Annotated in this window: 18 protein-coding genes and 1 pseudogene; 6 read left to right on the forward strand and 13 right to left on the reverse strand. The window is 33.8% G+C overall.

The genetic code is table 11. From position 1 onward, the window contains the following. Positions 1-91 precede the first annotated feature (91 nt). The 8 genes from ACVPPR_RS06770 to map form a co-directional block, all read right to left on the reverse strand. Positions 92-817, reverse strand: coding sequence for a CpsD/CapB family tyrosine-protein kinase (locus tag ACVPPR_RS06770; RefSeq protein WP_462303971.1), 726 nt, complete (start codon positions 815-817; stop codon positions 92-94). Between the two features lie 12 nt (positions 818-829). After that, on the reverse strand, positions 830-1,582 hold the full coding sequence (locus ACVPPR_RS06775; RefSeq protein ID WP_462303972.1) for a YveK family protein: 753 nt from the start codon (positions 1,580-1,582) through the stop codon (positions 830-832). 13 nt (positions 1,583-1,595) lie between these two features. Then, positions 1,596-2,585, reverse strand: coding sequence for an LCP family glycopolymer transferase (locus ACVPPR_RS06780; RefSeq protein ID WP_462303973.1), 990 nt, complete (start codon positions 2,583-2,585; stop codon positions 1,596-1,598). Between the two features lie 406 nt (positions 2,586-2,991). After that, on the reverse strand, positions 2,992-3,885 hold the full coding sequence (locus ACVPPR_RS06785; RefSeq protein ID WP_462298655.1) for a YihY/virulence factor BrkB family protein: 894 nt from the start codon (positions 3,883-3,885) through the stop codon (positions 2,992-2,994). A gap of 103 nt (positions 3,886-3,988) precedes the next feature. After that, complete coding sequence (gene galU / locus ACVPPR_RS06790) at positions 3,989-4,858, reverse strand: UTP--glucose-1-phosphate uridylyltransferase GalU (protein ID WP_462303974.1); 870 nt, start codon at positions 4,856-4,858, stop codon at positions 3,989-3,991. Between the two features lie 165 nt (positions 4,859-5,023). Next, positions 5,024-6,577, reverse strand: coding sequence for a teichoic acid glycosyl transferase (locus ACVPPR_RS06795; RefSeq protein ID WP_462303975.1), 1,554 nt, complete (start codon positions 6,575-6,577; stop codon positions 5,024-5,026). Beyond that, entirely contained in the window at positions 6,564-7,535 is a 972-nt protein-coding gene (locus tag ACVPPR_RS06800; protein WP_462303976.1) for a glycosyltransferase family 2 protein, read from the reverse strand. Before ACVPPR_RS06800 ends, ACVPPR_RS06795 begins: the two co-directional genes overlap by 14 nt. A gap of 213 nt (positions 7,536-7,748) precedes the next feature. Next, a complete protein-coding gene (gene map, locus ACVPPR_RS06805) occupies positions 7,749-8,531 on the reverse strand; it encodes a type I methionyl aminopeptidase (protein ID WP_462298657.1) in 783 nt (260 codons plus the stop codon). Between the two features lie 152 nt (positions 8,532-8,683). Here map and ACVPPR_RS06810 point away from each other — a divergent pair, with 152 nt between their 5' ends. The 5 genes from ACVPPR_RS06810 to ACVPPR_RS06830 all read left to right on the forward strand — a co-directional run bounded on the left by ACVPPR_RS06810 (position 8,684) and on the right by ACVPPR_RS06830 (position 15,333). Next, a complete protein-coding gene (locus ACVPPR_RS06810) occupies positions 8,684-9,142 on the forward strand; it encodes a flavodoxin (protein ID WP_462303977.1) in 459 nt (152 codons plus the stop codon). Positions 9,143-9,145: 3 nt separating this feature from the next. Further along, positions 9,146-9,559, forward strand: coding sequence for a GtrA family protein (locus ACVPPR_RS06815; protein ID WP_462303978.1), 414 nt, complete (start codon positions 9,146-9,148; stop codon positions 9,557-9,559). Between the two features lie 31 nt (positions 9,560-9,590). Further along, positions 9,591-10,556, forward strand: a complete 966-nt coding sequence (locus tag ACVPPR_RS06820) for a glycosyltransferase family 2 protein (RefSeq protein ID WP_462303979.1) — start codon at positions 9,591-9,593, stop codon at positions 10,554-10,556. Positions 10,557-10,695: 139 nt separating this feature from the next. Beyond that, positions 10,696-13,533, forward strand: coding sequence for a YfhO family protein (locus ACVPPR_RS06825; RefSeq protein WP_462303980.1), 2,838 nt, complete (start codon positions 10,696-10,698; stop codon positions 13,531-13,533). Positions 13,534-13,704: 171 nt separating this feature from the next. Then, the gene (locus ACVPPR_RS06830; protein ID WP_462303981.1) at positions 13,705-15,333 is read left to right on the forward strand and encodes an MFS transporter; all 1,629 of its coding nucleotides are present in this window, start codon (positions 13,705-13,707) and stop codon (positions 15,331-15,333) included. Between the two features lie 160 nt (positions 15,334-15,493). On the opposite strand, the pseudogene ACVPPR_RS06835 reads toward ACVPPR_RS06830, so the two are convergent. The 4 genes and pseudogenes from ACVPPR_RS06835 to wecB form a co-directional block, all read right to left on the reverse strand. After that, positions 15,494-15,622: pseudogene (locus ACVPPR_RS06835) on the reverse strand (transposase); the annotation flags it as partial. A gap of 149 nt (positions 15,623-15,771) precedes the next feature. Continuing rightward, positions 15,772-15,900 (reverse strand): hypothetical protein, encoded by a 129-nt coding sequence (locus ACVPPR_RS06840; RefSeq protein WP_462303982.1) that lies wholly within the window; start codon positions 15,898-15,900, stop codon positions 15,772-15,774. A 186-nt stretch (positions 15,901-16,086) separates the two neighbouring features. After that, positions 16,087-16,722, reverse strand: coding sequence for a uridine kinase (gene udk, locus ACVPPR_RS06845; RefSeq protein ID WP_462303983.1), 636 nt, complete (start codon positions 16,720-16,722; stop codon positions 16,087-16,089). Positions 16,723-16,740: 18 nt separating this feature from the next. Beyond that, on the reverse strand, positions 16,741-17,883 hold the full coding sequence (wecB, locus tag ACVPPR_RS06850; protein ID WP_462303984.1) for a non-hydrolyzing UDP-N-acetylglucosamine 2-epimerase: 1,143 nt from the start codon (positions 17,881-17,883) through the stop codon (positions 16,741-16,743). A gap of 152 nt (positions 17,884-18,035) precedes the next feature. On the opposite strand from wecB, the gene ACVPPR_RS06855 reads away from it, so the two are divergent. Then, positions 18,036-19,271 (forward strand): aminopeptidase, encoded by a 1,236-nt coding sequence (locus ACVPPR_RS06855; RefSeq protein ID WP_462303985.1) that lies wholly within the window; start codon positions 18,036-18,038, stop codon positions 19,269-19,271. A 1,238-nt stretch (positions 19,272-20,509) separates the two neighbouring features. On the opposite strand, the gene ACVPPR_RS06860 is transcribed toward ACVPPR_RS06855, so the two are convergent. Next, the gene (locus ACVPPR_RS06860; RefSeq protein ID WP_462298670.1) at positions 20,510-21,712 is read right to left on the reverse strand and encodes an MFS transporter; all 1,203 of its coding nucleotides are present in this window, start codon (positions 21,710-21,712) and stop codon (positions 20,510-20,512) included. Positions 21,713-21,775: the final 63 nt, after the last annotated feature.

Below are 21,775 nucleotides of genomic sequence, written 5' to 3' on the forward strand. Positions count from 1 at the left end.
CATCTAATCTATTCTTGAATTTAATTATTAAGTTTTTTAAATTCATGCAAAATTATATCAACTTTTACTTACTCCACCCAAATAACTTATTTTATTTATAATACCCATAGTAACCACCGTAATAACCAGATTCATCACTACCTGAAACATCATTTAAAATGGTTCCAATTATTTTCGCATGAACGCCATCTAATAATTCCTTAGCTTTCATAACAGCACCTTTACTGGCTACACCTTCTCGCACAACTAAGATTGTGCCATCAACTTTAGTTGCCACAATCTGTGCGTCTGTTACTGAAATCAATGGCGGTGTATCAATAATAACCATATCCATTTGTTCAGCAACAGCAGCCAATATTGCATCCATCCGTTTTGTATTTAACAATTCAGAAGGATTTGGTGGTGTAGGACCTGATGGCATGACGTATAGATTCTCAATTGGTGTTTCTTCAACTGCTTTAGCTATATCAATATCTTTTTCAGTTAAACAATTTGTCAATCCAGTCTGATTACTCAAACCAAATGTTTGATGAGCCGTTGGTCGACGCATATCTGCATCAATTAATAAAACTTTCAATCCTTGATTAGCATATGTTACTGCAAGATTAGTAATGACCGTTGATTTCCCCTCAGAAGGTCCTGAAGAAGTTGCCATAATTATTTTCATTTCTTTATCAATACTTGAAAATTGGATGTTCGTTCGAACCGTACGGAATTGTTCAGCAATTGTTGACGTTGGTTGCGTCACGGTAATCAATCCAACCCCATTATCAATACTATCGGTGGATAATTTTTTTTCTTTTCTAAATAAATTCATTCTATATAACTCCTATCTGCCTAAGTTAGTATGTTTTCGAGCTCCCAATGTCGATTGTCCAAAAAGACCTTGGCTTTTCTTAGTTTCATCAATATGATTAATCATACCAAGATTAGCCAACCCAAGGTCAGTCAAAAATTCAGTCCCCTTGATTGTTTTATCAAGCAACTCTATTGCAAACGCAATTGCGATTCCAATAATTGCACCAAGTAACAGACCTATTAAAACGTTCATTTTTTTATTTGGTGACACAGCATTAGGCTTTGCAATTGCATCAGCAACAATTGTCACATTATTAACCTTCATCATTTTTTTAATTTTCTTTTTAAACGTATCAGCTACAGTATTCGCGATATCAGCAGCCCGATACGCATTCGTATCTTGAACAGTCACACTAAATACTTGTGACTGTTCTTCATTTGAAATACTTATTTGTCCCTTTAAGTCATCACTTGTCCCAATAAAATTATCTTTTTTAGCGATTTCTTTTCTGACAGGATCTAACACAATTTTATTTTGAATAATATCTTTATATGTGCTAATCATCTGAACATCTGCTTGTTGTGTATTATATGCAGCGGCCATATTATTGTCTGTTTCTGTTCTATTAACTAAAATTTGAACGGTTGTATCATACTTTGGTGTCATAAAGAAGATTGTTGCAAGAAGTGCGAATAGTGCTCCAAAAATTGTCAATCCACCAATTAATTTAAGATGTTTCTTTAAAATATTAAAAATTTGTTCAATATTAATCGTTTCTTCCATTGGTATAAGTCTCCTAGTCTAATTCTAATTGTTTTCTGATCATTTTAGATACCTTCGTTACTTGTTCTGTTGGGACCACTTCGTATGACACGCCACCTATCATCTGTGACTGGCCTTGAAGTTGTATATCTTTAATTGTCCCAATTGCACCTCTATATTTAGTCGCAATTGCTTTCATATCGGAGAACTTTAAGTCTGTTTTCATATTGCTTTCTAAGGCACTTAAAATCTGTTTGTACTTTGTGACACCACTAACTGATGCAATATTCTTACCTAACGCAGTCACAATTGATCGTTGTCTTTTTTGACGACCATAATCACCATTAGGGTCAGAATGCCTCATTCTAGAAAAATCTAATACATTGCTCTCAGTTAATTCAACCTCGCCTTTTTCATAAGAATGTTTTTCAGCTGTAAATGTGAACGGATTATTAACTGTAATGGGACCAACAGCACCAGTTAATTCTTCTAACCCTTTCATATTCATTTCAACGTAGTAATCAATTGGAATATTCAAATAGTTTTGAATCGTATCCATTGCTAACGATACATCACCATACGCATATGCGGCATTTAACTTATTCTCTGTCCCATGTCCAGTAATCGGAATCTTCGTATCACGAGGTAAACTAGTCAACATTGTCGTTTTCGTCTTGGGATTAACGGTAGCCACCATCATTGTATCAGAGCGTCCTTGATACGTTCTACCAGCCTCACCTGTATCAATACCTAAAATTAATACTGAAAAGGGTGCCTCTTTTTTTAATGACACCGCACCAGTTGCTCGTTTACTTCTAACTTCTACTTTTTGATAGGTATTATCTACGACATCTTTTGCATCTAGATAAATCTTAGCCATCATTCCTCCGCCAATTACCAATAAAGCGGCGATAACAACACCAACGCCAATTCCCCATTTTTTTGGTGTACTCATTATTTTTTTTTTGTGGCTATGATGCCTCTTGTGACTACCTTGATGATGTTGATATTGCTCTTCACTCATAATTGATTACCCCTAAATAATTTTTTTAAAGATGTATACAGTAACACAATAATTCATTATACCTGTTAACATTCTTAAATGAAACTTAAATTCTTTTGTTTAATCATTATTTAATTCTATTGTCAATAGATAAGCCTCTCTTTTTTATTTGTTTTCGCTTTCAAAGCCTAAACGTACTGCTTCTTTAATTATACGTTACGTTTACTATTGAAATATTTCATTTTCAATACAAAAAAATTTCTTATTAAACAATAATTTCTACAAATCAATAATTTTAGTATCAATAATAACAAAAAAATTATTTTATACTATTTCCTTCTATAATATAAATAGAAAAAACAGACTAACATCTACGAAACGTTACTTTCGCAAATATTAATCTGCATCACACTCATTACTTATTTTTCTACTTTTTTCGATTTGATCGATCTGTATATTGATTGACTAACGTATTCAACCGACTTGATTGCTCTTCAATTTCTCCATGACGAATAATTGCGATTGTTGCATTCAGTACAGCACCTAACATAATTATCCAGGCACCAAAGTTCAACCAAAATAACATAATCATTACTGTCCCAATGGCACCGTAACTACTGAATGAACCGCCAAAGTACCGAACATATATTGAAAATCCCTGAGCTAGTAAAATCCAACCGATAGTTGTCAAGATGGTCCCAGGTAAAACTGACTTAATTCTTAGTTTCACACTAGGTAAAATGCGATATAACAACAAAATAATAATAAAAATACCTATCAAAGCAACTGGCCATTTAACCGTCGTAATCACGGTTAAAAAGGTATTTGGCAGATGGAAGATTGGTGTTAAGAACTCAACGACCATCTGACCGAATCCAAAGAACAGAACAATTGCGCCCAGTGCGGCCACTAAGGAAATCGTTAAGACTAATGATGCAACCCGACTAATAATAGCATTCTGTTTAGTTGCAACACCATAAGCATGGTTAAAACTCTTTTTAAGCGCATTAATGCCTTTACTTGCCGTCCACAATGTCACAACAGCCCCAATTGACAACAACCCACCACTCCCATTTTTCAAGAATGATTCAATTAATGGCGCTAAAATATTATAAATGGTTGATGGCATCACAATTTTTAAATATTCTAGGATAACTGAAACTTTTAAATGTAGCATAGGTAATAAATTTCCAATAAAAATAATCGCTGGAAAAATAGATAGCAGCGTATAATAAGCAATAATGACCGCAGAATTACTAACATCAGCATTTGTAAATTGCATTTTAAAGACATTAATAAATTGAATGAACTTACTTTTCATGTGATTCCTCCGACTCCGATAGGTCTCCGTAAAAATAAATTGTATCACATTTAACCAAAAAAATAGGCCAAGTCACCTAAAGTGACCTAGCCTTCTAACATAATTATAATTTTTTAGATAGTTCTTTAATGTATTCTCTGAGTTCATCTTTAACTTCTGGATGTTTCAATCCAAATTCAATACTTGTTTTTAAGTAGCCAAATTTGTTACCAACATCATAACGATCACCTTTGAATTCATGTGCGAATACTCGTTGAACTTTATTTAACCGATCAATCGCATCTGTTAATTGAATTTCATTTCCTTCACCAGGTTCTTGTGTTTCTAACATACCAAAAATTTCTGGTGTTAATAAGTAGCGACCAATAATAGCCAAATCACTTGGTGCATCTTCAACAGCTGGTTTTTCAACAAATTTTTCAACATCGAATAAGCCTTTTGAAACTTCATTTTGTGGTGCAATGACCCCATATTTTGAGACTTCTTTATGAGGGACTTCCATCACAGCAAGTGTTGACGCATGTGTTTCTTCATAGCGATTCATTAATTGTTTCGTTAAAGGTACTTTATCTTGCATGATATCGTCACCCAACATCACAACAAATGGTTCGTCACCAACAAAATCTTTAGCCATTAAGACAGCATCCCCTAATCCACGAGGATGCGATTGACGAATAAAAAATAAGTTGATATTTGTTGTTGCTTCAACAATCTTCAATAATTCTGTTTTACCTTTTGCTTTTAGATTAGCTTCCAATTCAGGAACTGAGTCAAAATGATCTTCAATTGGACGTTTTCCTTTACCCGTAACAATTAAAATATCTTCAATTCCTGCCGCTTTAGCTTCTTCAACAATATATTGAATCGTTGGTTTATCAACGATTGGCAACATTTCCTTAGCCATTGCTTTAGTTGCTGGTAAGAATCTTGTTCCCAAACCTGCTGCAGGTATAATTGCTTTTCTAACTTTCATAATTAACTTCTCCTTTTATTTTTTCAGATTACTAAATAATAACTTTATTCTATCATATTTATAAATACTGATTATTCATTAAAAATAATCAATCATCTGCTACTAATCGCCTTAAAATCTGCTCAGATTAATTATAGAAATTGCCCCTCATAAAAATAGTTCAACTTATTTTTTATAAAATAAAACATAAGATTCTGCAAAACTATTCTGTGCCGTAGCTTTCACTTTATAATTAGCTTCTAACGTAGCGCGTAAGTGAGGATCAATCGCTGCATTAACTTGTTTTATTAGTGCTTGCCTTGACTTTTCAGGAGCTTTATATAATTTGACAATCACAAAATCTACTTTTTTAGTTTTCATATTGTGATTAAACGACTTATACATAGTTGGTAATTGATCGTAATTCATATTTAATCTATGAAAAAATGTTGTTACAGGTAAGGATTGTGTTGCTAAAAAGAACCCACCGTCTAAAGAGTTAATTAACATTAATGTTGGCTTTTTATCCGTCTTACGCATGATTTTTCCAAAACTAGATTGAGCATTTAAGCTTTCATTACTATAAGATACCTTCTCGCCTCTCAATACTAATTGATTTAAGCTCTGATTATTTACGAAAGGTAGGCTAAGCAATGATGCAGAAATTAATAAATAAACCGGTAAAAAAAGATACTTTGTGTCCCTATTTTCAATATCAAGTCTAACTGATACTAAACGAATCAGTGAAACCCCTAAAAAAGGCATCCATACTAAATTATAATAATCCATTCCTTTTTTCTGCATTGTAACAAATACAAGTGCGAAAAAAAACATAGCTATTTCCAAGGCAATTTTCTTTTTCTGAATAATCATTTTAATCCAGCCGGCCAAAATAATTGATATTACAATATAGTGAGCAGAAATTTCTTTACTAACAAGAAAAAACATATTCCACAATTTCATAATTTTTGACTGATCTGTACTACCGTATGCAGTCAAATTTTGAACGAAATATATCTGAACTAGATTTTTAATAGCTTCTTGCCAAACGAAAAAAGTAAGAACAACAAGTGATACACTTAAAAAGCCCGCAATCGATACAAAAAAAACTTTAATAAATCGTTGGAATTTTTTTTGGTACATAAAAAGACAAAATGTCCAAATAAAAAATAAAACAAATGGACCAATCATTGAATACTTATTCCAAAAAATCAAGCTCAAATTCAGTCCAATAAAAAAGAATGATCTAAGTGGCATATCAATAACATCTTGATGATAACGATTAACAATAAACAATAAATACAGTACTGATGTAAATGCAAATTCTTCTGGAGAACCACCTAGCTTCATTGAACTAGTTATAAACAACGACAAGGGCCCAAGAATTGCAATCCACTGTGGCTGAATATTAGTCTCACTATCTTTAGCAATTTTAAAAGATAACGTATAAATAATCAAAACATTTACAACCTGTATAAGAAATACGCCAAAAAAATTTGTTTCTTTTATAATCGCACCAATAGCGTAGATTGCGTATAGGACCGGTCCGCGTTGATCAATCACATCCTTATAGGGAACAAGCCCATGAAGCATTGCTCTTCCCATCGTTAACATTGCATTGCTATCTACCCAGCTGTTTGTTTGAAATAATGGTGAAGAGCCTATTGTTAACAAACACCCCAGTAGTACCACAAAAATCGGTGCTATAAATGATAATTTAAAATAATTATTTCTTTTCATTTATCTTTTTCTCCGTCACCAACAGATTATCCTGAATAATAAATCGAGGACGCTCTTTAGTTTCATTAAAGACTTTTCCAACATACTCGCCAATCACAGAAATCCCAATCAGTTGAATTCCACCGATAAACCAAATTGAAATCATCAAGGACGACCAACCTGGAATGACTCGTCCAGAAAGATATTGCCAAATTGAATAAACTACCATAAAAAATGAAACCAAGGTCGTTATAACACCCATTCCTAAAACGAAATGCATTGGCGCCATCGAAAATGAAGTAATTCCATCCCATGCGAATGCTAACATTTTCTTTAAGGGGTATTTCGATTCCCCAGCTTCTCGTTCTTTCCGTGCATAATAGACAACTGTACTAGGATAACCAATCTTCGGAATAATACCTCTTAAAAAGAGATTACGTTCTTTGTACTGTAACAAATGATCTACAACACGTTGAGAAGTTAACCGATAATCTGCCGCATCTGGTACCATTTCCACTCCAATTTTTTTCATAAATCCGTAAAATAATTCTGCAGTCCATCGCTTGAATTTTGTATCTGTTTCTCTAGCATTTCTGGCACCATATACGATATCATAACCTTCTAACCGAGCGTCCAACATCTGACTCATTGCCTCAACATCATCTTGAAGATCAGCATCAATCGTTATGAAAACATCTCCATAATCACGTGCTGCTGTTAATCCACCAATAATTGCATTTTGATGGCCAAAATTACGACTAAATTGAATTCCCGTTATGTTTTTATTTTGTTCAGCACTACTCTTAATAATCTCCCATGTTTTATCACTTGAACCATCATTAACAAAAAGAATCTTACTTTTCTCTGAAATACGTTTTTGTTCGATAAAACCTTCTAATAATTCGTCTAATACCCTGATTGATTTAGGTAATGATTCTTCTTCATTATATGCAGGTACTACAATAATTAATCGTTCCATCTTCCCAATACACCTCATCCATTCATTTAATTACTAACCTTTTTATCTTATCCCAACAATTATTAAATTATATTTTATCACACCTAATCATTTAAAGTAGTAAATTCTATCATGAATTCGATTTAAAATTAAAAAAATTGCCTTTAGATTAAATAAGTTAAAAATAAACTTATTTAATCTAAAGGCAATTTTTGAATATAGTTAGTGAAGATTTTATAGATATTTTGCGTCAAATTCTGGATCTTGTGATGTTAAAATCTTGGGACCATCTTTTGTGATGACAATCACATGTTCATATTGACATGACAAACTACCATCAGCAGTTCTTGCAGTCCAGCCATTAGGATCGTCACTTTCTGATTCCCAACCGCCAACGTTAATCATGGGTTCGATTGTAATGGTCATTCCTTCTTTAAGGCGTAACCCTTTACCAGCTTGGCCATAGTGAGGAACTGAAGGACTTTCATGCATTGTTGGTCCAATACCATGCCCGACATATTCACGGACATCGCCATAACCCATTTGGTCTTCCGTATAAGTCTGAATAGCATGACCAATATCACCAATACGGTTACCAATAACTGCTTGATCAATCCCTAAGTAAAGTGCTTTATGTGTGACTGCCATTAATTTATCAATTTCTGGCGTTGATTCACCAACAACATAGCTCCAACAAGAATCACTCATTGCGCCATGTAAACTAACAACTGTATCCACTTTAACTAAATCATTGTCTTTTAAAATTAACCCTTTACGTGGAAAAGCATGACAGATTTCATCATTAATGCTGACACAAGTTGCGTATTTGTAACCTTCGAAACCAATTTGTTCAGCAACACCGCCATGGCTTTCAATATATTTACGTGAGAAAGTTTCAATTTCCCAACTAGAAATACCTGGTTTGATAACATCGCGTAATCCCTTATGCATCCCGGCAATAATAGCACCTGAAGCACGCATTTCTTCAATCTCGCGATCTGATTTTAATGTGATCATATAAATATTTCCTCCTAAGTTATAAATAATTCTTCTTAATTATTATACCGCAATTGATTAGAATTTGTTACGAGATGCTTAATTCCTTTCACAATCATTTTTTTATCTGATATACTTTGAGTATTATTTAAAAATGGAAGAAGGAATTTAGTTTGGTTTCAGCTAAGGTTATTTTTGCAACAATTACAGGTAATAATGAAGATGTTGCTGACATTATTACAGAAGCATTCGAGAATTTAGGTGCCACCGTTGAGATGGAGGAAATCTCACAATCAGATGCCTCTGATTTAACCAACTTCGATATAAGTGTGGTTGTCCCTTACACTTATGATGAAGGGTCACTCCCTGACGAAGGAATGGAGTTCTATGAAGACTTACAAGAACTTGATCTAACTGGTAAGTTATTCGGCGTTGCTGGGTCTGGCGATACATTCTATGGTGAATTCTTCGGTACTGCCGTGGACAAGTATGGTGACGCATTTGAATCAGCTGGCGCAACTAAGGGTACAGCTAATCTAAAAATTGATTTAGCCCCCGAAGAAGAAGATATTGAGAAACTTGAAGGTTTTGCTAAAGAATTATTTGATAAAGCAAATGTTGGTGAAAATTAACCTATGAAAAAAATTAATGAATTAATTCGAACGCATTATGCATTAATTTCGTATTTAATTTTTGGTGGACTAACAACTTTAATAAATATTATTATTTTTGTTATTTTCCATTCCTATCTTAGCGTGAACTATCAGTTTGCCAACATCATTGCTTGGTTTGTCTCTGTTATTTTTGCATTTGTTACGAATAAGCTCTGGGTTTTTGGTTCAAAAAATGCTAACTTTTCTGGTCTAATGCGTGAAATTCTGTCATTCTTTGGTTTCCGGATTCTATCATTAGTCATCGATCAACTGATTATGACAATTGGTATTTCTGTACTCCACTTAGATGCTTCACTTGTTAAGTTAATTGACCAAGTCTTCATTGTTGTAATTAATTATGCATTTAGTAAACTATTTATTTTCAAAAAATCATAAAATTTAATTCATATTTAGGAGGGCTCCATTTATGTCAACCAAAGTTCTTTCAATTGTCGTTCCATGCTACAACGAACAAGAATCTATCCCACTCTTTTTTGATGCGGTTGAAAAAGAATCTGTTAACTTACCAAATATTCAATTAGAATATTGGTTTATTAATGATGGCTCATCAGATAAGTCACTTAGTGAAATGCGTCAGTTACAAAAAAAACATCCAGAAACCGTTCATTATGCCTCATTTTCACGTAACTTTGGTAAAGAAGCCGCCCTATATTGTGGCCTTCAAAAATCTACTGGCGACTATGTCACAGTTATGGATGTTGATTTACAAGATCCAACTTCTTTCTTACCTAAAATGTTAGCTATTTTAGAAGATCCCGATAATGATTACGATTGTGTTGGTACACGTCGAACGACCCGTAAAGGTGAACCTGCTATTCGTTCTGCCTTTGCGACTCTTTTTTACAAGCTAATTAACCGTATTTCAAGTACTGAAATTGTAAACGGTGCGCGTGACTATCGATTGATGACCCGTCAAATGGTTGATGCCGTTTTATCTATGTCGGAATACAATCGGTTCTCAAAAGGTATTTTTAGCTGGGTAGGTTTTAACACAAAATATTTAGAGTACACAAATCAAGAACGTATTGCCGGAAAAACCAGTTGGAATTTCTGGGGATTATTTAAATACTCTTTAGACGGCATTATCGCATTCTCTGAGGCACCTCTTTCAATTGCAACTTACGTTGGCTTTTTGTCATTTATTGGCTCTTTCTTTGCTATCATCTTTATTATTATTAGAGCTTTAGTCTATGGTGATCCAACTGCTGGATGGCCCTCTACTATTTCAATTATCTTAATGATGGGTGGTATCCAACTATTCTGTGTTGGTATCTTAGGAAAATATCTTGGAAAAATTTTCTTAGAAGTTAAAAATCGACCTATTTATATTGTAAAAGAATCAGATGTGTTCAGTTCAAAAAAGGATATTTAACAGTCTGGTTTATCCTTACCTACACATAATAAGAGAAAGAAATCACTTAATTAAAAAATCAATCAACAAGGTATTCATAATAATTTATAAACACCTTTTTTGTTATATTTAAATCGTAAAAAGTAAGGAGTCACTTATTATGACATTTCAATTCGGTATTAAAAAGTCTAAAATGGTTTACTTATACTATATTGCCTTTTTTTTAGTCCTTACCGCTCTTATTTTTGGCACTTATGCCTTTTTTGGATATTCACTCATTCAAAGTCATGATCCCGCAGAACAGCATCTACCTATCTTAGAAAACTATCGAAACTTGCTTGGTACTTATCTCCAACATCCATTTCAACCATTAACCATGTGGTCATGGAAATTAGGTCTTGGCGCTGATCAGTTCCAAATCTTTGCCTATTATATCATTGGTGATATTTTTTCTTATGTCAGCTTATTATTTCCTTCAAGTTCCGTGATTACTGTTTATCAGTTCACACTAATCTTGAGGTTATTCTGTGTTGGGGCATCTTTTATTTTCTTTGCAAGACACTTTAATCTGACTAACAGTTCTATCTTAGGTGGAACCTTCATCTATACCTTTACATCATTCACACTCTATTCATCATTAATGCAGCCATTCTTTCTGACACCCTTCATTATTTTTCCACTACTTATTATTGGTATCGAGAAAATTTTACAAAGTCAGAAACCACATTTTTTTATTTTAATACTGTCATGGACCTTTATTAATAATTTTTATTTCTCAATTATCTTGGTAGTTGGTGCCTTAATTTACTTAATTTTACGCTACCTACTGTATTACCGAAAAAATTTATCTTTTTTACGTATAACTAGAACGTTCATAGTAACAGCACTAATCAGTCTGTTACTATCTGCTTTCATGCTAGTTCCATCAACTATCGCAATCCTCGGTTCAACTCGTTCAGGGGGGGTATTTGCTAATGGCTTAACTTTATTTCCAGCATACTACTACATCAATCTTCCTGCTCAATTACTTGCCAGTGGTGAATCAACCTTTTGGACAAAATTAGGTTTAAGTAGCTTTGCTGTAATTGCTATTTTCCATATTTTTTATCATCATAAAAAATATCCATTAATTTCTATTAGCCTTATTATTGGTCTAATTATGCTCCTATTCCCAATGTTCGGTGCTATATTCAATGGTTTCCAATCAACATCTAACCGTTGGATTCTGACTTTATTTCTTCCCATCGCGTTAACCAGTGCCTTTTTAATTGACTCATTGGCCACAATAAAACTAGCTGAGATCAAATTTCTGACAAAAATGTTAGTTGGCTACCTTCTGCTACTGATTATCCCATTCTTTATTAATGGAAATTCAGACGTTTTTATATCCATTATTTTTTTAACTCTCTTCTTTATTGTTATACTTTTATATAAGAATAAAGACAATGCAAACCGTGTGATATTTGGGTTAATCCTGATTAATATCGCATGTACCGGTATTATGTTTGCATCACCTTTTACCGGTTTTTTCAGTCAGACCCTTATTCCAGCTGGTAGTTATAATAAATTGTTAACAGGTGCTTTTTCTGACTTAGATAAATCTATCCCCACATCAAACTCATTTCGCGCATCAACAAGTAGTACTAACTACGATTTAGGTGCCAATTTTAAATTAAGAAACAACTTAAATAGTCACTTAAATATAATTAATTCTTACTACTCTATCCAAAATGGTGATATTGGCAAATTTTCAAATATTTTAGGCAATGTTCAGTACAACAATAATGTCCCCATCGAAAACTTTGACGATCGAACCGTCGCAAATAACTTTTTAGGCGTTAAATATCTATTTTCAAAAAAAAATAACGATACTATCGCAAAAATCCCTTATGGTTATACATTATCTAAATCGGCCATTACCGATACCGGTAAAATAACGCAAACTGACCGCTACTCAACTAAGAATAATTTTCCACTTATCTACTGGCAATCAACTGTCATTTCAGATAAGAACTATCAAAAATTATCTCCAAGCGATAAAGAAAGAAACCTTTCTAAAGCTGTTAGTGTCAATGATTCTACCGGATTAACGAAAGCATCGCTAGAATCTAGCACTGAAGATGTTCCCTTCATAATCGAAAAAAAATCTAATATTGGCCAATCAAATGAAAAGACTAGCGTCATTAAAAATAATAAGTTTATAACTAATCCTGATTTAGACCAATTTAAGATTAAATTTAAATATCCAGAAAAATATAAAAATTCCGAGTTGCACATTTCCTTATCCGGAATCAAACAAAAATCATTATCATCAAAAAAACAAATTCAATTGTCAGTATTAAATAATGCTAGTAATCAGTCAAATGAATTATTAGACATAAATAGGTCGTTATCAGAGAAAAAGGCGTTCAGAAAGCAATTACGCTCTGGTACGTCTGGTACTGGTTATTCAATTTCAATTCAATCAGCAAAAACAACCAATAAAATTAACCAATTAAGCGTTGAAAATTCATCATTCTATAAAGTACTATCAGATACAACTTTTAACATGGGGTATTTGAAAAAGTTTCCAAGTAGTCTTAATCTTTTACTATCAAAACCTGGTACTTACTCATTCAAGATTAACGTGACTGCAGTTCCTCTTGGTAAAACTTATGTAAAAGAGGTTCGCAAACTACAAAGTCACAAACTGAATGATTTAAAGTTTACAACTAACCAAGTATCTGGAAATATGACAACTAGTAAAGTAGGTATTTTAACCTCTTCTATTCCTTATTCTAAAGGCTGGAAAGCTACTGATAACGGACATTCTATTCCTGTTTTAAAGACCAATATTGCCTTTGTTGGTCTAAAACTAAAAAGTGGTTCACATCAAATTGTTTATCACTATGAAACTCCCGGACTATACGTAGGAATCATTCTAAGTATTTTAGGCGTACTCATTTGGTTTATTTATATTCTTGTTCCTATTATTTGGCGTTATTTTAAAAATCGGTAATTATGTATCTATTGTTAAAGATTAGTAATAATGATATTCTTACTACTTAAATCTATTAAATAAATTATTTAGGGAGATGTTATTTTGGAAAGAAATTTTAGCTGTTTAAAAAAAAATGGACTTATATTTGGTGTTATTTTTAGTACTAGTTTATTTTTAGTGCTTCCTTTAATGTTAAATCATAGTTTAATATTGGGTGCTGATTCAATATTTCATTTTAACCGTGTCTATGATACGTATATGCAATTTAAAACAGGTAATTTCAATTATTTTCAATCTAATTATGGTTTTCATCAAAGTGGTCGAATTGTTAACGCTCTATACGGCCCCGGAATCACTTACCTTTTAGGACTATTATTATTGTTCGTTCATAGTTGGATTAAATTCGAAATTATAACTTCTTTTTTCATTTACTTTATTAGTGGCTATTCGATGTACTTTTTATCTAGAGAGATGAATTCTACCAAGAAAATTTCGATACTTACTTCTATTCTTTTCATGGGTAGTTTTTATATCATTCGTTGGTCATCCTCTCAAAATTTTATGACCTTTGGAGTTATGTTACTACCGCTGATAGTTTTGACTGGGCTTAAGATGATTAAAAATAATGCAAAAGGTTTGAAAGTACTCCCTTTAGCATTAATTGTCTCATTGCTCATTCAAATACACGTATTCAGTACCCTAATGTCAATCGGAGTTTTAGTTGTTTTTTTCATTGTTGGCTTCATTAAAACTAATCAAAAATTTAGTCTTTTAATAAAATGCTTTATTGCAAGTCTATTAACGTTAATTCTGACGTTTAATGTTTGGGGCGCTTTCCTTGACGTCTTTACAACAAATAAATTATATCCCACTGTTGCTTATTTAAATATGTCGAGGTCAACCTTTAGTATTAATATTAATACACAAATTGGTCTAATCATGAGTACAATCTTCATCTTACAAATCATTTGGCTATTTTCAAAATGGAGTGAGCTAAATACATCCAATAGAATAGTCACCATTTTAGGTATATTTTTTTATATTCTAAGTTCAAATTTAGTTCCTTGGACAAAGCTATCAACTATAATTCCACAATTTCAAACACTTTTACAATTTCCCTATCGCTTTTATAGTTTTGCTTCTATTCTACTATTAGCAGGATTTGGTTCAACAATCTCCTCCCAAAACTTACAAAAAAACGGGAAGTTATTTTTGATTGTGGGAAGTATTTTTATTTTAGGACAATCTTATGGAGAAATTCAACAAAAGAGTGAACTTTGGAATTCAGAAAATCCTATCGTAGCAAGAGAGAACATCATAGTATCAGACCATGTAAGTAACAATCAAATCACTAAATCATTTACTAGTAAAGATTTAGTGAAAGGGTTAAACATAGTTCAAAAACCTACCCCTGACTACTTACCCGCTAACCGTGGAGTTAGTAACCGTCCTTATAGAGATTATAAAAATGAAATCCTTATGAACAAAGCCCATGTTAAGAAAATAGTTAAAAGTGATGGATCTTTAGTCATTAGTTGGAAAGCAATGACTAAAGGTGAATCTATATCCTTACCAATCGTGATATATAATCATTCAACTGTTAATCTAAACGGTAATAAACTTAATCCAAAAAAGATTAAGTTATTGCCTATGGGCAGTCCGGTCATTAAATCAACTAAAATAGGGGAAAATAGATTAGTACTTAATTATCGCTCTAAAATTATTACTAAAAATAGGCTAGTAGTTGTGATTGCATCCTGGATATTCATTATTTTGGCTACCATCATTTTTACTTATAAAGATAAAAAAAATAATTAATTCTTTTGGTAAACAAATCAGATATAGTTTATGATTTCCGTGAAATATATCCAAAAAGTTAGCCATATTAATATTATTTAAGATGATAAGGCATGATTTCGATATTCTGATATATTTCCCTCTTCATCAACTGTTGTTACATAATACAAAAAAGTTCTGATCACTTAGTGATTAGAACTTTTTTTGTATGTACTTTGAGTGTATAAAATAGTCTGATTCGAAATCTGTAAAAATTTTTAAAGCCAAAACTACCACATTTAATAACCTTGATTTTATTATTGGTGGCCTCCTAAGTGCCGTTAGAATAGTGCTGGCTAAAGGGGTATTTTTGATTTCAGATGAAGGGCTGATCTTATTCTTATTTGATTCATGGTTCATATGTTTTTCTAAATTCAGGATATAACTCTAATAAATGGTTAATGATATCAATTTCTGTTATTAAATACGGAAAATAAGACTGGCACTCACTGCATTTAAAATATCTTTGTTGAACGCCGTTAAATCGAGTAACATCATCATTAGATTATTTTCTCTAATTTCAAGCCAAAATTTAGTATGCTTAGACATGTGGAGATTCCTTCTTTCTTATTAATTCATCTATGGTGGTTGAACAATAATGGATCTGGATGAACCCGTAACCAAAAGTCATAAGACTTTTGGTTATTATACAAAAAATCCGTTGTCAGTAATAAATTAAACTCTATTACTCAACAACAGATATTGTAGGCCCTAAATTTATGAGTGTTTTTTAGTCTAATCTTGTTTTAAAATATCACGAACTTTAGTTGATAATAAATCAATGGCAACCGTATTTGCGCCACCTTCTGGCACAATAATATCGGCATAACGTTTTGTTGGTTCCACGAATTGATTATACATCGGTTTAACCGTTTTAACGTATTGATCAATAACGGATTGCAATGAACGATCACGTTCCTTCATATCGCGGGTAATACGGCGAATGATTCTCAAATCATCATCTGTATCAACGAATACTTTGATATCCATCAAATTTCTGAGCTTTTCATCCCCTAAGATCAGGATTCCTTCAACAATAATCACATCTTGAGGTTCTGTTCTGATTGTCTCACTTGAACGCGTGAATTTTGTGTAGTCATAAACTGGCATATCAATGGCTTCATTGTTCAACAATTGTTCTAAATCACTAATCATCCGTTCATTATCAAAAGCAAGTGGATGATCATAATTAACTGCTTTACGTTCTTCCATGCTCATATCAGCTTGATCATTATAGTACGTATCTTGCTGTAAAATCATAATTGATTCACCAGCTAATTGTGAATAGATCGCATTACTAACTGTTGTTTTACCACTACCAGTACCACCTGTCACACCAATAATAATGGGACGTTTTGTTCGTTTGCTCATACTTTAAAAATCCTCCATTTATTCGAAACGTTCAGGTTCTTGCTGACTATCTCCAAGTCGGTAAGCAATGGCATCTAAAATCCGAGTAGCCGCTTGCCCATCTCCATAGGGATTTTTTGCATTTGCCATTCGTTCGTACTCTCTCTTATTAGTTATTAATGATAGCATGGTTTCTTTAACTTTTACAGGGTCAGTTCCAACCAACTTCAATGTCCCCGCATCCACGCCTTCTGGACGTTCTGTATTGTCACGCAAAACCAGCACTGGTTTCCCAAGTGAAGGCGCCTCTTCTTGAACGCCACCTGAATCCGTCATAATAAAGTAACTTTTAGCCGCTAAATTATGAAAATCAACAACATCTAACGGTTCAATAAGATGCACACGGTCTACTTCACCTAAAATTTCGTTAGCTAAATCCTTAACAACTGGATTTAAATGGACAGGATAGACCACTTCAACATCTGGTTGATTATTAACAACCTCTTTGATGGCTTCAAAAACCCGACGCATTGGTTCACCTTGATTTTCACGACGATGCATTGTTAATAAAATCATTTTATTGTTAGGATTTACTTCTGCTAACACATCATGATTATATTCTTTTTGAACCGTTTGTTTTAAAGCATCAATTGCGGTATTTCCGGTTACAAAAATTGCTTCTTTCGGATGATTTTCTAATATTAAATTAGCTTCGCTTTGTGAGGTTGGTGCAAAATACAGATCAGCCAAGACATCCGTTAACTGACGATTCATTTCTTCTGGGAAAGGTGAATATTTGTCCCACGTTCTGAGTCCCGCTTCAACATGCCCAATCGCAACCTGGTTATAATAAGCCGAAATACTGGCGGCAAATGTTGTCGTCGTATCCCCATGAACTAAAATAATGTCAGGTTGTTCCTGTTTAATAACGTCATCCAATTTCTGCAAAACATTACGAGTGGTATCGCTCAATGTTTGGTTGGCATGCATGACATTCAAATCATAATCTGGAATTATTTTAAATATGTCTAAAACTTGGTCCAACATTTGACGATGTTGTGCTGTCACAACCGTCACTGTTTCAAATTCTGCGTTACGTTCTTTTAATTCTAAGACAACTGGTGCCATTTTGATAGCTTCTGGACGTGTGCCAAATACAGTCATAACTTTCACTTTTTTCATGATTGGCCTCCTCAATAATGATTCTAATTAGTATTATACCAAAGAAACGAAAAAAATCTGAAGTTGTTAGAAAAAATTTAATGTTCTAAACACTAATCATTTTCTCATTAATATGTTATTATTATTTCATAAATGAATTTGGAGGTTTTGATATGTCAAAATTAAATTTTAAAGATCAACTCAAAAAATACGCCGAATTAATCGTTAAAGTCGGTGTTAATGTGTCAAAAGGCCAAACAATTGTGCTCCAAATTTCCGTTACTCAACAGGAATTAGCTCATTTAATCGTTGATGAAGCTTATGCTGCCGGGGCAAGTGAAGTTATCGTCAAATGGGCCGACAGTCATGTGTCAAAATCATTTCTTGAATTTGCCCCACTTGACCGCCTAGTAGATGTCCCTGGCTACACAACTTCAGAAGTTGAAGATTGGGTTGCTAAAAAGGCCTCACGTATTTCAGTGATGTCAGATGACCCCGATGCTTTTGCTGGGATTCCTTCTGAAAAAATTGCCTCTCGTCAAAAGGCTATGGGTCAAGCTTTACGCCCTTTACGTAAAGCCACTCAAAATAATGACGTCAGTTGGACAGTTGTCGCAGCTGCTGATACAGCTTGGGCGGAACTCGTCTTCCCTGAATTAAAAGGTGAAGCAGCCGTTTCACGTCTTTGGGAAGAGATTTTCAAAACAACACGGATTGACCATGCCGATCCAATTGAAGCATGGCACCAACATGATTTAACCTTACGGACAAAAGCTGACGAACTAAATAAAGAACAGTTCTCTGCTTTACATTATGTTGCACCAGGCACAGATATCGTCATTGGTTTACCCAAAAATCATTTATGGGAAGGCGCTGGCTCATTTGATGCCCAAGGTCACGAATTCATGGCCAATATGCCAACTGAAGAGGTCTTCACTGCCCCTGATTCTAGACGCATTGATGGCTACATCTCTTCGACAAAACCATTAAGTTACGCTGGAACAACATTAAGTGGTATGAAATTCACGTTCAAAGCTGGTAAAGTCATTGAAGCAACTGCTGAACAGGGCGAAGAAGTCTTGAAACACCTACTTGATACTGATGATGGCGCCAAATCATTGGGCGAAGTTGCCTTAGTTCCAGACCCTTCTCCCATTTCACAGTCAGGAATCACATTCTACAATACATTATTCGATGAGAATGCGAGTGATCATCTCGCACTTGGCTCTGCTTATCCATTTTCTATCAAAGATGGCACTAAAATGAACGATGATGAGTTAGCTGCTGCTGGTTTAAATTTAAGCCAAACACATGTTGATTTCATGGTCGGATCTGCTAAAATGTCAATCGATGGTATTCGTGAAGATGGTAATGAAGTTCCCGTATTCCGTAATGGCGATTGGGCCTAATTATAGCGAAGTCGAATTAGCGAGTTCTTTTAACTTTTCAATACAAGCTTTACGGCAGTTAAGTGAAATAAAACAATGTGTTGTTGTTTGTGCCAAAAAGTACCCGTGGTATTTTTTACAGTGGAAAGTTTATTTATGTAATTTTAGAATAATAGTTCGCCAACCATAATTAAAAATAGTACTATCAGACTGAAGGCCCAAATATTATTATAATAATATTTGGGCCTTCTATTCCAAGTAAAACTTTAGTATGATTAACTATGAGGGAACCTCTTTCTTTTGGGCTGGCTGGCCATTAAGGAAACGAAGTTCCTTTTTTTGTATTATTATATATAAAAATTGCCGCCAGTGATCGATTTTCTATCACCAACAAATATTGTAGAGCCTTTTTTTGTGTCTTTTTTAAGTCTTACAATGAGATAACTAGTTTTGTTACAGCATTAATCACTTTAGCAAAAACCAATATGATTGCTGATACTCCACCTAAAATCACAAACGAAATTCCGATTAGATCCAATTAATCATTTTCTTTCATCTAATCAGTATTTCCGAACACAACATATAACGTAAAGAAAATTGATAAATTATAGCACAGTTATTACCTACTATGACTAACTGTGCTATACTAAATATATGAAAAAGAAGCCCTGCTTCAACAGGACTTCTCACATAGAACCGTTTAAGACGGTGACCAGATTTTAATTACTAATAATCGTTTATCTCGCCAAAGATAATGAGACGATTATTTTTTTTGTGTCTTTTTTAAGTCTTGCCATGAAATAATGAGTTTTGTTACAGCATTGATTACTTTAGCAAAAGCTAATATGATTGCTGATACTCCGCCTAAAATCACAAGTACAATTCCGATTAGATACAATCAGGCATTTCCTTTCCTAGATTGAACACTTATTTTCATAAGCATCACCTCTCCTCAAGAATAGCCACCGTCTTTTCACTTTTCTATTTATTCAGTATAGCATATAAAGACTACCCTAACCCACGTTCAATTCACGTTTGAAGTGCCTTAGCTCAGAAATTATCTGGGCTTTTTCTTGAGATCTGACGCCATTTAATAACTCTTATTTTAAAGAAATAGTCATAAAAAATCTTCTTGAATGAATTTTCTAACCCGGTTATTCCAAACAATTTAAATTGTTCTATCCATTGATAAATAGTTGCGAATCCACGAATGCCGTAGACAATCATTAGTTGACTACCATTTAGATACTTTTTTAATGTTAATCCAAAATTTTTCCTTTAGTTTCATCACCTAACCAGAAAACGGCAATCACACCGATTACGATGGCTATGCAGAATAATGTGAAAATATGACCCACAGTAACGTGATTACTAATCAAATAACCAACTAACAATGGCCCAATAATACCACCAATTCGGCCAAATGAAGCCGCCATCCCTGTTCCCGTTCCACGAATTACGGATGGATATTGTTCTGGCGTATAGGCGTACATCACACCCCATGCACCGAGATTGAAGAATGACAGTAAAGCGCCATAAGTAACCAGTGAGAAGACACTAACTGCATTTCCAAAAAGAAACGCAAATAAAGCCGTTCCTAATAAATAACTAATTAAAACAAGTTTGCGACCTAACTTTTCAATTAACCATGCTGCACTGAAGTAACCCGGCAACTGCGCTAAAGTCATGATCATAACATAACTAAAACTATGAACCAGATCGAATCCTTTCATCACCATCACACTGGGTAACCAAAGGAACATCCCATAATAAGAAAATACGACGGTAAACCAAAGAATCCACAACATACTTGTTTGGCGACGGTATGCTTTCGACCAAACCTCTCGAATTGACGCAAAAAATGATAATCGCTGCATTTTATCAATAACTGTAGGTTCGTTTATGTCTCTCATTCCTAAACGCATAAAGATAGCATAAATAGCCGTCAACATCGTTCCGACTTCTGCTACTCGCCAACCATATCTAGGAATCACAACTGTCGCAACAATTGCTGAAACAATCCATCCACCTGCCCAAAAGCTTTCGAGTAAAACAACAATTCGACCACGTCTTTTAGGTGCAACATTTTCAGAAACAAGTGTTGATGCTACCGGTAATTCACCACCAAGTCCGGCTCCAACAAAGAACCGCATGATGAGGAAAAAGGTCAGGCCTGTTGCTAATGCAGACAGCCCACTACCAATTGAAAAGAATAATAGCGTTACAATTAAAATAATTTTCCGACCCATACGATCGGCCAACATACCAAATATTAAAGCACCAACAGCCATTCCGATTGAACTCACACTACCAATCCAACCCATTTGAACTTCTGATAAATGCCATTCTTTTTCAAGTGCTGTAATTAAAAATGATAAAAGACCAACATCCATTGCATCAAATAACCATGCAAATCCTGCAACAGCAAGTAATTTATGTTCCTTCTTTTTCTGAGCATCCATCTAACAACGTCTCTTTCCATCCATTTATTTAAAGGTGTCTTGACATCCTCTAGAACAAAGTAT

This window comes from Dellaglioa sp. L3N, from assembly GCF_054941095.1.

Coding starts and splice junctions, on each gene's coding strand:
- galU (WP_462303974.1), bottom strand. CDS start 4,858: ATGAAAGTTAGAAAAGCAATTATACCTGCAGCAGGTTTGGGAACAAGA.
- ACVPPR_RS06820 (WP_462303979.1), top strand. CDS start 9,591: ATGTCAACCAAAGTTCTTTCAATTGTCGTTCCATGCTACAACGAACAA.
- ACVPPR_RS06785 (WP_462298655.1), bottom strand. CDS start 3,885: ATGAAAAGTAAGTTCATTCAATTTATTAATGTCTTTAAAATGCAATTT.
- wecB (WP_462303984.1), bottom strand. CDS start 17,883: ATGAAAAAAGTGAAAGTTATGACTGTATTTGGCACACGTCCAGAAGCT.
- map (WP_462298657.1), bottom strand. CDS start 8,531: ATGATCACATTAAAATCAGATCGCGAGATTGAAGAAATGCGTGCTTCA.
- ACVPPR_RS06770 (WP_462303971.1), bottom strand. CDS start 817: ATGAATTTATTTAGAAAAGAAAAAAAATTATCCACCGATAGTATTGAT.
- ACVPPR_RS06840 (WP_462303982.1), bottom strand. CDS start 15,900: ATGTCTAAGCATACTAAATTTTGGCTTGAAATTAGAGAAAATAATCTA.
- ACVPPR_RS06855 (WP_462303985.1), top strand. CDS start 18,036: ATGTCAAAATTAAATTTTAAAGATCAACTCAAAAAATACGCCGAATTA.
- ACVPPR_RS06775 (WP_462303972.1), bottom strand. CDS start 1,582: ATGGAAGAAACGATTAATATTGAACAAATTTTTAATATTTTAAAGAAA.
- udk (WP_462303983.1), bottom strand. CDS start 16,722: ATGAGCAAACGAACAAAACGTCCCATTATTATTGGTGTGACAGGTGGT.
- ACVPPR_RS06780 (WP_462303973.1), bottom strand. CDS start 2,585: ATGAGTGAAGAGCAATATCAACATCATCAAGGTAGTCACAAGAGGCAT.
- ACVPPR_RS06795 (WP_462303975.1), bottom strand. CDS start 6,577: ATGAAAAGAAATAATTATTTTAAATTATCATTTATAGCACCGATTTTT.
- ACVPPR_RS06860 (WP_462298670.1), bottom strand. CDS start 21,712: ATGGATGCTCAGAAAAAGAAGGAACATAAATTACTTGCTGTTGCAGGA.
- ACVPPR_RS06815 (WP_462303978.1), top strand. CDS start 9,146: ATGAAAAAAATTAATGAATTAATTCGAACGCATTATGCATTAATTTCG.
- ACVPPR_RS06800 (WP_462303976.1), bottom strand. CDS start 7,535: ATGGAACGATTAATTATTGTAGTACCTGCATATAATGAAGAAGAATCA.
- ACVPPR_RS06825 (WP_462303980.1), top strand. CDS start 10,696: ATGACATTTCAATTCGGTATTAAAAAGTCTAAAATGGTTTACTTATAC.
- ACVPPR_RS06830 (WP_462303981.1), top strand. CDS start 13,705: ATGTTAAATCATAGTTTAATATTGGGTGCTGATTCAATATTTCATTTT.